The organism is Pantoea sp. Z09, assembly GCF_022394795.1.
Classification (GTDB): Bacteria; Pseudomonadota; Gammaproteobacteria; order Enterobacterales; family Enterobacteriaceae; genus Pantoea; species Pantoea latae.
This window is the reverse complement of the sequence record NZ_CP092373.1, coordinates 956,845-969,648: the sequence shown is the minus strand read 5'-3', so window position 1 is coordinate 969,648 and position 12,804 is coordinate 956,845. Positions and strand designations below refer to the sequence as shown.

The window sequence follows — 12,804 nt, the reverse complement described above, 5'->3', positions numbered from 1 at the left end:
TGCCCGGGGCGCGATGCTGCGTTATTGCGCACCCAATGTCAGGCGAGCAACCTGGTTAGTACGGATAAAACGACTTAAATCAACAGGCTGATTCTGGTATTGCACCTGCACCGCAGAGGGTGCGCCAATTTTCAGACGATAGGGAGCGGTGCCGGAAAGGCTGAGTTTACCACCGCTACGTTGCATTCCGCTGAACAGTTTTTTACCGGTAGCATCAGAGACTTCCAGCCAGCAGTCGGCGTTGAAGTTCATCACCACGGTGTTGGGATCGGCGGCCGCTTCGCCAACGGCGGCGGCGCTGGTCGGCAGCAGACCGGCGGTGGCCGACGAGCTGGCGGCGTTGTCCACAGGTGCCTGGCTCGGCGAGACCACGGCGTTGTTTGCCGAGGTCGCAGCTGGCGCAGCGCTGTTACCGCTGGCTTGCGCAGGGGCGGTGCTGGTCGGCTGGCTGGCGGCTGGCGCCGCCGCGCTGACGTCCGCGCCGTTGGTTTCGTCCGGCGCGGCTGGCGCGGCGGTCTGGTCGCCAGCGTCATTACCGCCGTCAAGCGGAATCGACTGGCTGTTGTCGCCGCTGCTGCCGTTCTGATCGGCCATAGAGACCAGATCGTCCTGCGACGCTTTATGGTTTTGCCACCACCAGGCGCCGGTCAGGCCAATGACCACGAACAGCACCAGCCAGGTGAAAATCATCAGCCAGCCGTCGCGTTTCTTGCGGCGTTTGCCCAGCGAGAAGTGCTGCATCGGCTCGATTTTGGCCGCGCGCACCGGCGTCTGCTTCGCCATCATCGGCAGCAGTTCCTCTTCAGGAATGTGCACCAGACGGGCATAGGAGCGAATGTATCCACGCAAAAAGGTCGACGCCAGATCGGCAGGCGCTTTGTCCTCTTCGATATCGCGTACGGTCGTAAGTTTCAGGCACAGGCGTTCAGCCACGTTTTGCTGGGTCAGCCCCATTTTCTCACGGGCCAGACGCAGGCGTTCGCCTGTGGAATGTACTGCAGAGTTGTCTTGAGTGGCTTCAGTATTCATTAGCTAAATAACGCTGGTACTGTATCGATTGTGGAAAACTTCGCGCCAACCGGTCGCCATAACGTGTAACGTCAGCAGCGTTTCCCTGTTGCGCGGCGAAACGTATCTGTAACTCTAAGCTGCGCGCCGTAGCAGGCAGATATTGCTGATAAAGCTCAGTTAACAGTAAAGCACGCGCCGGATAGAGTACACGTTGTTTTTCCGCCTCATCCAGCAACGCATCGCCTTTTGCGCGATTCGCCTCGAGCGCCCGACTCAGCGCCGCTCGCGCGGCCAGCGTGTCGTCCGCCTGGAGATAGCAATATCCCGACAGCTCCCACGCATCGGCACGGGCCTCGCTCTCCGACGCATCCCTCGCCCGCTTAAACTGTTGATGCGCTTCGTCATACTGCCCTAAAGCGCAGAGAAACGCACCGTAATTGTTAGCGACAAAGCCATTTGCCGGCGCCAGCCGCTGCGCCTGTTGAAAGCGGCGCGCCGCCTCATCGCGACGCCCCTGTTTTTGCGCCAGCCGCGCCAGCGCCAGGGCCATTCGATAGTCGCGCGGCGCGGCAGCCTGCGCCCGCTGGAGGTTGCGGCGCGCGGCGGCGAAATCCCCCGCCGCCAGATAGTGCATCCCCAGCGTCAGACGGGTCTCCGCCGCGCCCGTTTGCGGGCTGCGACTGACACACCCGGTTACAACAATCAGGGCCAGCAGGCTGGCCGGCAATCCCTTACCCATGTCGATTCTCCTGGTCGCGAAGAGGGCGCGTGGAGGCAGACTGCCACGCGTCACGACCCGGTAAAATCGCTATTTTCCCTTTTTCAGAGCGCCTTCACAGAGATGGGCTCGCCCGCCATTTTTTTACGCATCGTACGCTTGGTGCGGTCGATCACGTCGCCCGCCAGCTGTCCGCAGGCCGCATCAATGTCGTCGCCGCGGGTTTTACGCACGATGGTGGTAAAGCCGTACTCCATCAGCACTTTCGCGAAGCGGTCGACCCGGCTGTTGGAGCTGCGGCCGTAAGGCGCGCCCGGGAAGGGGTTCCACGGGATCAGGTTAATTTTGCACGGTGTCTCTTTCAGCAGCGCCGCCAGCTCATGGGCGTCGTCGGTGCTGTCGTTGACGTGGTCCAGCATCACGTACTCGATGGTGACGCGTCCCTGGTTGGCGTTTGATTTCGCCAGATAGCGCTTCACCGCGCCGAGGAACATTTCGATATTGTACTTCTTGTTAATCGGTACGATATCGTCGCGCAGCTTGTCGTTCGGCGCGTGCAGGGAAATCGCCAGCGCGACGTCGATCATATCGCCCAGCTTATCCAGCGCCGGCACCACGCCAGAAGTCGAGAGCGTAACGCGACGTTTCGACAGGCCGAAACCGAAGTCGTCCAGCATGATCTCCATCGCCGGCACGACATTGTTGAGATTGAGCAGCGGCTCGCCCATACCCATCATCACCACGTTGGTGATAGGACGCTGGCCGGTCACCTTCGCGGCGCCGATGATTTTCGCCGCGCGCCACACCTGCCCGATGATCTCGGAGACGCGCAGATTGCGGTTGAAGCCCTGCTGCGCCGTCGAACAGAATTTACACTCCAGCGCGCAGCCCACCTGCGAGGAGACGCAGAGCGTGGCGCGATCGTCTTCCGGAATATAAACGGTTTCCACCAGCTGATCGCCGACGCGGATCGCCCACTTGATGGTGCCGTCGCTGGAACGCATCTCTTCCGCCACTTCCGGCGCGCGAATTTCCGCGATCTGGCTCAGCTTGTTGCGCAGCACCTTGTTGATGTCGGTCATCTGCTCGAAATCATCGCAGCAGTAATGATACATCCACTTCATCACCTGATCGGCGCGGAACGGCTTTTCGCCCATCGAGAGGAAAAGCTCGCGCATCTGCTGGCGATTAAGATCGAGCAGGTTAATTTTTTCGCTTTTAGGGGCGACAACAACGGGGGAAGCGGACGACGGCGTCACAATCTGTTCGGACATAATGTTCTCTGGCCTCGTTATTACACGTTATGGCTCTGGTTAAGGATAGGAAAAAAAGACGCCCTTGCTGAGCCAGGCTCAACAAGGGCGCGATATTGTACAACATCTGCGGTGTGATGCCAGGGTAGAGGGCAACGCGCTAGCAACAAATTTGTAAAGCGCGCGCTCCAGCTGGCCTCGACGCGATTAACGCGTGCGCGGGCAGATCTCGTTTTCGCCGAAGAAGTAGGCGATTTCACGCGCGGCAGACTCGGCAGAGTCAGAGCCGTGGGTGGCGTTTTCGGTGAAGCTGTCTGCGTAGTCAGCGCGCAGGGTGCCTGCCAGAGCGTTAGCCGGGTTGGTGGCGCCCATCAGATCGCGGTGACGCTGAACGGCGTTTTCGCCTTCCAGCACAGACACCACAACCGGACCAGAAGTCATGAACTCGACCAGGCCGTCGAAGAACGGTTTGCCCTGGTGCTCAGCGTAGAAACCTTCAGCCTGCTCTTTGCTCAGCTGCAGCATTTTAGCGCCAACGATTTTGAAGCCTGCGCTCTCAAAACGGTTGTAGATGGCGCCAATCACGTTTTTAGCAACGGCGTTTGGTTTAATGATGGAGAAGGTACGTTCGATTGCCATGTTGACCTCTGTCTTTAGCATCCTGAAGAAACCGGGAACCCGCTCCCGGTAAGAAAACGCGCCGATTATAGGGAGATCAACGGGCGTTGCCTATTAGCTATCGTATGATTTATGGAAATTTATTGATTTTCGTCGGTGCAGGCAGGCAAATTTTGTGCAACAGGCCGCGGTTCAGTCGCGGGTAAAGGCGACGCTGGCCAGCTGGCCCGCCTCATCCATCACCACCAGCTGACAGGGGCCAGCCTCGCGCAGCGCCAGCTGCACGCGGCTCGACGCCTCCGTTTGCTCCACGGGTTCGCCGTTTAAAAACCACCAGCGCCGCGCGCCCTGCCCGCCCTGCACCGCCACCGGCAGCAGCAGCACCGCGTTGCCGGGCAGCGGCTGCAGATGCTGTCCGTTGATGACGCCGGTGACGATCATCGGCGGCGCGTTGCCCTGCTGCAATGGCGGACAGGCGGGATCGATCGGCGGCAGGCGCTGCGCGCGTCGCTCGGCCTGCGGCAGCCAGGGCTCGAGCGGCAGCGGCCACATCAGCCGCTCGCGGCTCTGCGCGTCGGGGCAGTCTGCCGCCACGCGCGCGCCCTGCGGGTTTTGCCAGTAGCGCAGCCGCAGGCCGTTGATCCCCTCCTGACCCGGCGCCAGCAGCGTCGGCGGCACGGTCTGGTTGAGCACCCAGCTCTGACGGTGCTGGCGGCAGTTCTCATCGCCAACTGGCAGCGGCTGGCCGCCCGGCCAGCAGATACTCTGCGCGCTGACCGAGGCGGGACGCGGATCGCGCGGCGTGCCGCCGGCCGGCATATGTCCGGCGAGCAGATTCGCCACCTGATGCATCACCGGCACCGCCGAGGCGAAGCCGAACTGCCCGGCGACCGGCGTGGCGTCCGGTCGGCCGACCCAGACGCCGATGAGATAGCGCGGCGTAATGCCAATCGTCCAGGCGTCGCGGTAGCCGTAGCTGGTGCCGGTTTTCCACGCCAGCGGCACAATGTCGCCCACCGCGCCGCTGGCCGAGGGTTGCGCCTCGCCCGCCAGCATGCGTCGCACGATCCAGGCTGCGCCCGGCGACAGCAGGCGACGCTGCTGCAGCGGCTGGTCCGCCAGCCAGCGCAGCTGCGCGGCGTTGCCCTGACGGGCGAAGGCGCTGTAGGCCGCTACCAGCTCATCCAGACGCGTGCCGGTTCCGCCCAGCGCCAGCGACAGGTTAGGCTCCGCGCCCGGCGGGAAGCGCAGGTTCAGCCCCACGTTGCGCAGACGCGCCGTCACGCTTTTCGGCCCAAGCGCGTCCAGCAGCTGCACCGCAGGCAGGTTCAGCGATCGCTTCAGCGCCTCGCTGGCGCTGACCGGGCCGTGAAAGCCGCTGTCGAAATTGCCGGGCCGGTAGTCGCCAAAGCGGCGCGGCACGTCCTGCAGCAACGATTCGCCGTGGATCAGGCCGTCGTCGAGCGCCATGCCGTAGATAAAGGGTTTCAGCAGCGATCCCGGCGAGCGCACGCTGGCGATCATATCGACATGGCCGAAACGGCTGTCGTCGCGCAGATCCACCGAGCCGACATAGCCGCGCACGCGCATATCGGTGTGATCCACCACCAGCATCGCCAGCGAGGTGTGCGGCGGCAGCTGTGGCCTGAGCGCGGCGGCGAGGCTTTCCAGCTCGCGCTGCAGTGAAAAATCGATCGTCGACACAATCTTGTTTTGCGGGGAGATCTGTAGCAGACGGCGCGCCAGCAGCGGCGCGGTCTGCGGCATCTGGCGCGGCGGCAGCCAGACTGGCTCCTGCAGGATCTCGTCGACCCGCTGCTGCGGCCAGACGCGGTTTTTCGCCAGCCGCCGCAGCACCTTGTTGCGCGCCGCTTCGGCGCGCTGCGGCCAGCGGTCGGGACGCAGCCGGCCGGGCGCCTGCGGCAGCACCGCCAGCAGCGCGGCTTCGCCCTGCGTCAGCTGAGACGGCGGCTTGCCGAGCCAGATCCAGCTCGCCGCGCCCACCCCTTCCACCGTGCCGCCAAAGGGCGCGCGATTCAGGTAGAGCGTCAGGATGTCGCGCTTCGACAGGTGCCACTCCAGCTGCAGCGCGCGCCACGCCTGCACCGCCTTGCCGCGCAGCGTGCGCGGCTGCGGATCGATCAGACGCGCCACCTGCATCGTCAGCGTACTGCCACCGGAAACAATGGTGCCCGCGCGCAGGTTCTGCCCCGCCGCACGCAGAACCGCCACGGGGTTGATGCCTGGATGACGCCAGAACCAGCGATCTTCATAGTTGAGCAGCGCCTCAAGATAGGCGGGCGCTACTTCATCGAGCGTGACCGGATAGCGCCAGACGCCCTGCTGATCGGCGAAGCGCCAGAGCGGCGTGCCATCTTCCGCCACCACCACGCGCGCCGGCTGCACCTCGCGCAGCGGCAGCGGAAACAGCCAATCCAGCCCGAACAGCGCCAGCAGAAGCGCTAAAAAAGCCAGCGGCAGCCAGCGCCACCGCGTTTTCCCGCCCTGTTGCTTCATCGCTTACCGGACACTAATTTTCTCCGGCGTCGCGCCGACCGCGCGCCACTCCGGCACGTACATCGACTCGACCTGCGGCGGCGGCAACCGGTAGCTGCCCGGTGTCACGGCGCGCGCCAGATAGAGCAGCGTCTCGGTTTTGTAGCCGCTCAGCGCCAGCGCCGTGACAAAGCGATCGTCGCGGAATTCGATATGCCGGATATCCGCCTGCTGCATATCCATCATGCTCTCTTTCAGCGCATCCGCGCCGTCGCCAAGGCTGGCGCTGCTGTCGCTGAGGTTCTGGTTTTCCAGCTCCAGACCGGCCGGTAGCAGATCCACCACCAGCGCGTCGCTGACGCGTTTGCTGGCGGAAACCTTCAGCCGCACCACCAGCAGCTGGCCGCTGCTGAGGTTATCGAGATCCGCCGGTTTGCCGTCGAGCGTAAAGTAGTCGCGCGTGATGTTGAGCACGTTGTGCATCGGCGTCGGCGCGGCGAGCGGATAGCCGGTCACGTTGAGCACGCCGTAGAGCGGCGCCTGGCTGCGGCTGGTCAGCGTCACGCCGCGCTGCAGCTGACTCTCATTCAATCCCTGCGTCAGCGGTGCACTGCCCTCCAGCGGCTGCGCCTCGCCCGCCAGCGTCGCCTGCCAGGCTTCGCCTTTATGCTGCTGCAGCGTGCGCGCCGCGAGAAACAGCGCGTTGTTTTCCTGGGTTGAGAACCAGCGCTGGCCGCGCGCCTCTTTCGCCAGATCGTTCATCAGCGCGCGCTGCGCGTCCGGCATCAGCTGATTCTCCGCCAGCAGCGCGAGGATCAGGGCGCGGTCGCGCAGCGGCGTGCCGTAATCGCCCAGCCAGTTGTCTGAGGCGCGCGTCAGGCCAACGCCCTGTGCCAGCGCCAGCTGGGCGCGCTGCGCATCGCCCATCAGCTTCAGCGCCACGCCAAGCTGCGCCAGTGCCAGTCCCGATTTCGCCTTGTCGCGCTTCTCGTAGAGGGCGCGCAGCGCGCCAAGCGGCGCCTGCTGCTGACGCGCCAGCACCATACCCGCGTAGGCCTGCACGCTAAAGCGCAGCGCCTCTTCGTCGCTGCTGCCGTGTGTGTCGATCTGCGCCGGATCCTGCAGATAGCGCAGCAGCCGCTCGTCGGCGCGGGCGATTGTCTCAGCCGGTACGCCGTAGCCCGCTTCGCTGGCGCGCAGCAGAAAATCGGTGACATAGGCGCTCAGCCAGAACTCCTCTTCGCTTTCTTTGCTCCACAGGCCGAAGCTGCCGTTGCCGCGCTGCATGCCCGCCAGACGCGCGATGCCGGTGTCGACGGCGGCGCGGCGCGCTTCGTCGCTGCCTGTTTTGATGCCCATGGCGCGAAGCTGCGCCTGATTGGTGAACACCGACGGCCAGATGCCGCTGGCGGTCTGCTCCAGGCAGCCGTAGGGATAGGCGTACAGCGCGCTGATATAGGAGGCGATGTTCAGCGGCGGCTGGTTGCTGAGCGAGAGCTGGCCGCTCAGGGTGTCAGGCTGCAGCCCGCTAAAGGCGCTGGCGGGCAGCTGCCAGCTCTGCCCGGCCTGCATCTCGCCGTCGAAACTCAGCGTCTGCGCCGGATAGGCGGGACGTACGCCGATGGTCCAGCTGCGCTGGCTGTCGGCCAGCGCTTCGCCCGCCAGCGTCAGCCCGGAGACCCGCACCTGCACTGCGCCTTCACCGAAGCCGCCCTGCGCTTTCACCGGAATATGCAGCGTGGTGCGCGCCCCTTTCGCCAGCTGAACGCGATGGGACGCGGCGCCGCTCAGCGCCAGCAGCCCCTGGGTTTGCACCTCGACCTTAAGCGACTGCGGCACGTCGGTGAGGTTAGTGAGATCGAGCGCCAGCATCGCCTGATCGCCGCTGGCCATAAAGCGCGGCGTCGCCAGCTCGCTGATCAGCGGCGCGGCCACCACCACTTTGCGATCCGCCGCGCCGAAGCTGTCGTCGCTCCACGCCTGCGCCATCAGCCGCAGCTCGCCGTTGAACTGCGGGATCGGCAGCGCCAGCGTGCCCTCGCCGTTGCTATCCAGCGTCAGGGTCTGCAGCTGCTGCGCCACGATATTGACCTGGGTCAGCGGCTTTTTCCCGCCGCGAGAAGCCGAGTCATCGTCGCCGTCGCCGCCGAAGCGCAGCGCCGCCAGGCGTCCGCCGCCCTCAATCAGCTGACCGAAGACGTCATACTGATCGGCGTTATAGCGCTTGCGGCCGAAGAACCCTTCCCAGGGATCGGGAGTTTTATAGTCGGTGATGCTTAACACCCCGCTGTCCACCGCCGACAGCAGCACCTGAATGCGCTGCGGCAGTTCGCCGCCGGCGCGACTGGCCTTCACCTTAACGTCTAGCGTCTGGTCAGGACGCGTTTTCGGCGGCGCGTCCAGCGTCAGGTCGAGACGCCGCGCCTCGGTCGCCATTGGCAGATGCAGCAGACCGACGGCGCGTTTCGGCGTCGCGCCGCTGGCTTTATCGCCGTCGCGCACCACAATGGCGCTGAGATAGAAGTCATGGCGCGTCCAGTTGGGGTCGAGCGGCACGTCAATGGTCGCGCCGCCCGCCGGCACGCTAATCGGCCGCCACCAGAGCGTGCCGCTGCTCGACTCCACCATCAGATAGCCTTTGCCCGCCGCCGGGGACTCCACCTGCACATGGGCGGTTTCGCCGGGACGCAAGGCGCTTTTGTCGAGTTTAAGCTTCACCTGATCCGGGCGCAGCGCGCCGGTGCCGTTGGTGTTGTCTTCCCACCAGTAGCCTGCGCGAAAGCGGACGCTGGAGACGATCTTCTCCCCGGCCTGCACCTCCAGACGATAGGATCCCCACTCCACCGGGAAGCTCACTTTCCGGCTGCTGCCCGCCGCCAGCGAAATACGCTGCGCCTCTTCCTGCAGATCTTTCTCGTCGTGGCGCATCTGCCAGCCTTCGCTGTCGGAGAAGCTCCAGTAGTAGTCGCGCCGTTCGCGGATCAGCCGCACCTCAAGATCCTCTGCCGCCAGCTTCTCGCCTTTGCTGTTGGCATACACCACGTCAAAGTCGGCGACGCTGTTTTCCGGCACCGTCGGCTGTTGGGTGTAGCGATCGTAGCGGTCGTCATAGACCGATTCGCTGTTGAACAAGGGACGAATGCCGGGCAGCGCGGGCGCGGGCCAGATCGCCTGGGTCACGCGGCGCGTGACCGGTCGCCCGCCGGTCTCCAGCAGGCTCGCCTGCAGGATCAGGTTCAGCGGCGAATGGATCTGCGCCCACTCGCTCTCTACCGTCAGCTGCAGCTTGCCTTCGTCGTCCAGCGTGTCGTCGATATCATCCAGGTTGCGTTTGCTCTCTTCTTCCATGATGTCGCCGAACTGGTAGCCCGGCAGCGCGGCGACCGCCTCACGCGCCGGTCGCAGCATCAGCTGTGCCTGCAGTTCGTTGCCCGCCGCGGGCGCGCCGTAGAGATAGCGGCCTTCAACAGCGAACACGACGTCGTCGTCAGGCGACAGCGGGCTGTCGCTGTTTTGCAACGTCAGCGCCATGCGCTCTGGCAGGAAATCTTCGACGTGAAAGGTCCAGCTGCGCGGCTGGCCGTCACCGCTGTTGAGGCGCAGCGTCCAGTCGCCGGTCATCGCCGAAGCGGGCAGCGCGAAGCGCTGCTGATAGAAGCCGTTCTCCGGCTGCCAGACAAAGGATTGCGCCACCTCGCCGTTGGGCTGCACCACCTCGGCCTTGAGCGGCTGCGCGGGCAGCGGCTTGCCGTCGGCATCGCGCAGCAGCGCGTTAACGATCACCGTTTCGCCGGGACGATAGAGATCGCGCGGGCCAAAAACAAACAGCTGTTTGTCGTAGCCCTGCGGGCCGGCGACGGGAAACTCCGCCAGATCGAGCGCGGGCAGCTTAAGGTCAATCAGCGAGGTCTGGCCCTTTTGCGTGGCGAGCAGCAGTTTGCCTTTCCCCTGCGCCGGCAGGCGCAGATGACCGTCGCCGTCGCTGACGCCGCTGGCCAGCTGTCGCCCCTTCTCATCCAGCAGCTGCACGCTGACGTCGGCAAGGGGGACGCCGCTCGCCAGGCTCTGGGCAAAGAGTTCCAGTTCGCCGGGGAAGCGGTGTAGCGACAGGCCGATGTCGCTCAGGGTAAAGAGCGTCGCGGGCAGCGTGTAGTTATAGGCGCCTGCCTGTTTCATCACCGCCAGATAGACGCCCGGCTGCTTCAGCGGCGCCACATCCGCCAGCGGCAGCTGCAGCTTCTCGCGCGTGTTGCGCGCCGGGTTGAGGTCGAAACGGCCGGTGTAGACCAGATCGGCGTTTTTCAGCAGCTCGCGCGACAGCCAGTAAGAAAGATTGTTGCCGTAGTTCCACTGCGCGAGGAAGTCATTCATCGCGGCGCTTTTAACGCGGAAGAAATCGACGTCGACGCTGGAAACGTTGAGCGCCAGCACGGGAAGCCCCTGCGTCAGGCGCAGCGGCAGCAGCGAACCACGGCTGGCAAAGCCGACCATCGGCTGGATATCGCGCGTGGTCAGGGACTGGCTAAAGGGGCTGGCTAAGGTGGCGCCGCTGGCGGCGCGCAGGCCCGCCGCGACGCTGACCGTCAGCTTGCGCGAAGGTTCTGGATGGCGAAAGCGCAGCGACTTGCCGTTCTGCGCCAGCTCCCAGCTACCGTCGACCTTGCCGCTTTGGTCGTCAACCAGCGTTATTTGCGCGGCGAAATCCTGCTTGTCGTCGAGCGGCGCGTTGAAGGTCAGCACCAGCGCGGCCGCGCCGTCCAGCTGCAGCTCAGAAAAGTCGATCACGCTCAGCGTTTTCGCCGCCTGCTGCGCGGTCGGCTCGGCGGCGGTCAGCGTAAAGGTGGCACCGCCCAGCAGCGCTGCGCCCAGCACGACGCCAGAGAGCAGCCGTTTAACAGCTCTTTCCATGGTCAATCCCCTACCCGTCCCAGATGGTATAATTTCGCCGCGCAATTTCACCGCAAACCCGCAATTTTAGCAATGCCGCCCTTGAGATAGCCTTCACATTCCCCGACACTGGGCTTTTCCTGACGATAAGAAGAGGTTGCTATGACAGCCATATTTGTTTCCGCCGACTGGTTACAGGAGCATTACGCCGAGGAGAGCGTGCAGGTGCTGGATGCCCGCATGCTGCCCCCTGGCCAGGAGGCGGTGCGCGATATCACGGCGGAGTATCTGGCGGGTCATCTGCCGAACGCGCCTTTTTTCGATATCGAAGCGCTTTCCGATCACACCAGCCCCTATCCGCATATGATGCCGCGCGCCGAGCGTTTCGCCGTGGCGATGCGCGAGCTGGGCGTTAACAGCGATAAGCATCTGGTGGTCTACGACGAGGGCAACCTGTTTTCCGCGCCGCGCGCCTGGTGGATGCTGCGCGCGTTCGGCGTGGAACAGGTGTCGATTCTGGCGGGCGGCCTGCAGGGCTGGAAAGCGGCCGATCTGCCGCTGGCCACCGGACCGGTCGCGCTGTCGGAAGGGGAATTCGACGCGACCTTCGACGAGACCCAGGTTAAACGCCTGACCGATGTGCTGCTGATCAGCCACGAAGGCGGCGCGCAGATCGTTGACGCGCGCGCGGCGAACCGCTTTAACGCCGAGGTGGATGAGCCGCGTCCGGGTCTGCATCGCGGCCATATTCCCCGCAGCCTTAACCTGCCCTGGAACGAGCTGGTGGTGAACGGCGCGCTGAAGCCGGAAGCGGAGCTGCGCGAAATCTTCGCCCGTGCGGGCGTGAAGCTGGATAAGCCTGTGGTGGCGAGCTGCGGTTCAGGCGTGACCGCCGTGGTGGTGATACTGGCGCTGACCGTGCTGGGGGCGCGCAACGTTGCGCTCTATGACGGCTCCTGGGGCGAATGGGGCAGCCGGGACGATCTGCCAATCGAGAAGTAAACAGCAGGTGCGGCAGGACGCCGCACCCAAATCAGATAATGCGCGGACTGCCTTTGAAGTCGCGCAGGAAACTGCCCCAGCGACGCTCGTAAAACGGCGTAATGTGGGCGGTAAAAAAGTGGCTGATGCCCTTCTCGTCCGCTACCACTTCGCAAATGTCGATCGGCGCGTCCTCCGGCAGTGTGTCTGCTGCGACGCGGCCCGCCGCCTGGATAATCGCCTCGATGTCGCTTTCCGCCTCGATGCCGATCAGCAGATTGGGCTGCTCGTCCGCGCGCTCGCGGATGCTGGCGACAAAGGCGCGACGCACCTGTTTGTATTTGCTGAACAGCTGCGTCAGCGAGTCGATCATCTGCGCGGGCGGCGTCGCCACCTCCGACAGCAGCAGCGCGTGGCCGCCTTCCAGCACGGTCTGCTGGCTCAGAGCGTCGCCCTCTTCCCCCAGCAGATGCGCAATCTCCGCCGGAGAAAACTCTTTGCCGGCCGGCAGTTTGGGATTGAGGAACAGCGTTTCGCCGCGCGTCATCTCAAACAGCGTGCGCACCGGCAGGCGCAGATAAGCCTGCTCGCCCGCGATCGCCTCGCTCATCGCCTCCTGCGAGGTAAAAAACGGAATGACGCTGCGGCCATCCTCTTTTTCCCAGTGCTGCAGCTCGACCGGCGTATCCGCCGCGAACTGGGTTTCGGTGCTTTCGCCCGGCACCCAGACGTCGGCGTCCAGCAGCAGCTGAAAAAATTCCGGACGGTGCGCTGGCTCGGTCGCCGCCAGCTTCAGCACTTCTTCAAGACGGTTCATGTTTTGCCTTTCTCACTAAGGCG

Annotated in this window: 8 protein-coding genes; 1 reads left to right on the top strand and 7 read right to left on the bottom strand. The window is 64.3% G+C overall.

Going from position 1 to position 12,804, the window contains the following annotated elements; translation table 11 throughout:
* Nucleotides 1-21: 21 nt before the first annotated feature.
* The 6 genes from rodZ to MC269_RS04600 form a co-directional block, all read right to left on the bottom strand.
* Nucleotides 22-1,029, bottom strand: coding sequence for a cytoskeleton protein RodZ (gene rodZ / locus MC269_RS04625; RefSeq protein WP_239954202.1), 1,008 nt, complete (start codon nt 1,027-1,029; stop codon nt 22-24).
* Nucleotides 1,019-1,750: a type IV pilus biogenesis/stability protein PilW gene (gene pilW / locus MC269_RS04620; protein ID WP_081141492.1), complete on the bottom strand. Its 732-nt coding sequence runs from the start codon at nt 1,748-1,750 to the stop codon at nt 1,019-1,021. The genes rodZ and pilW overlap by 11 nt, the downstream gene beginning before the upstream one ends.
* An 83-nt stretch (nt 1,751-1,833) precedes the next feature.
* Nucleotides 1,834-3,003 carry a bifunctional tRNA (adenosine(37)-C2)-methyltransferase TrmG/ribosomal RNA large subunit methyltransferase RlmN gene (locus tag MC269_RS04615; RefSeq protein WP_239954201.1) on the bottom strand — a complete coding sequence of 390 codons (1,170 nt, stop codon included), beginning with the start codon at nt 3,001-3,003 and terminating at the stop codon, nt 1,834-1,836.
* A 186-nt stretch (nt 3,004-3,189) separates the two neighbouring features.
* Entirely contained in the window at nt 3,190-3,621 is a 432-nt protein-coding gene (gene ndk / locus MC269_RS04610) for a nucleoside-diphosphate kinase (RefSeq protein WP_003848684.1), read from the bottom strand.
* A gap of 171 nt (nt 3,622-3,792) precedes the next feature.
* On the bottom strand, nt 3,793-6,117 hold the full coding sequence (pbpC, locus tag MC269_RS04605) for a peptidoglycan glycosyltransferase PbpC (protein WP_239954199.1): 2,325 nt from the start codon (nt 6,115-6,117) through the stop codon (nt 3,793-3,795).
* Between the two features lie 3 nt (nt 6,118-6,120).
* Nucleotides 6,121-11,004 carry an alpha-2-macroglobulin gene (locus MC269_RS04600; protein WP_239954197.1) on the bottom strand — a complete coding sequence of 1,628 codons (4,884 nt, stop codon included), beginning with the start codon at nt 11,002-11,004 and terminating at the stop codon, nt 6,121-6,123.
* A 141-nt stretch (nt 11,005-11,145) separates the two neighbouring features.
* Between MC269_RS04600 and sseA the strand changes: the two genes are divergently transcribed.
* Nucleotides 11,146-11,985: a 3-mercaptopyruvate sulfurtransferase gene (sseA, locus tag MC269_RS04595; RefSeq protein WP_239954195.1), complete on the top strand. Its 840-nt coding sequence runs from the start codon at nt 11,146-11,148 to the stop codon at nt 11,983-11,985.
* 31 nt (nt 11,986-12,016) lie between these two features.
* Here sseA and sseB read toward each other — a convergent pair whose 3' ends face one another.
* Entirely contained in the window at nt 12,017-12,781 is a 765-nt protein-coding gene (sseB, locus tag MC269_RS04590; protein ID WP_239954193.1) for an enhanced serine sensitivity protein SseB, read from the bottom strand.
* Between the last annotated feature and the right edge of the window lie 23 nt (nt 12,782-12,804).

What these genes read in the sequence shown, in the direction of transcription:
- MC269_RS04615 (WP_239954201.1), bottom strand. Translation starts at nt 3,003, where the DNA reads ATGTCCGAACAGATTGTGACGCCGTCGTCCGCTTCCCCCGTTGTTGTC.
- sseB (WP_239954193.1), bottom strand. Translation starts at nt 12,781, where the DNA reads ATGAACCGTCTTGAAGAAGTGCTGAAGCTGGCGGCGACCGAGCCAGCG.
- MC269_RS04600 (WP_239954197.1), bottom strand. Translation starts at nt 11,004, where the DNA reads ATGGAAAGAGCTGTTAAACGGCTGCTCTCTGGCGTCGTGCTGGGCGCA.
- pilW (WP_081141492.1), bottom strand. Translation starts at nt 1,750, where the DNA reads ATGGGTAAGGGATTGCCGGCCAGCCTGCTGGCCCTGATTGTTGTAACC.
- pbpC (WP_239954199.1), bottom strand. Translation starts at nt 6,117, where the DNA reads ATGAAGCAACAGGGCGGGAAAACGCGGTGGCGCTGGCTGCCGCTGGCT.
- ndk (WP_003848684.1), bottom strand. Translation starts at nt 3,621, where the DNA reads ATGGCAATCGAACGTACCTTCTCCATCATTAAACCAAACGCCGTTGCT.
- sseA (WP_239954195.1), top strand. Translation starts at nt 11,146, where the DNA reads ATGACAGCCATATTTGTTTCCGCCGACTGGTTACAGGAGCATTACGCC.
- rodZ (WP_239954202.1), bottom strand. Translation starts at nt 1,029, where the DNA reads ATGAATACTGAAGCCACTCAAGACAACTCTGCAGTACATTCCACAGGC.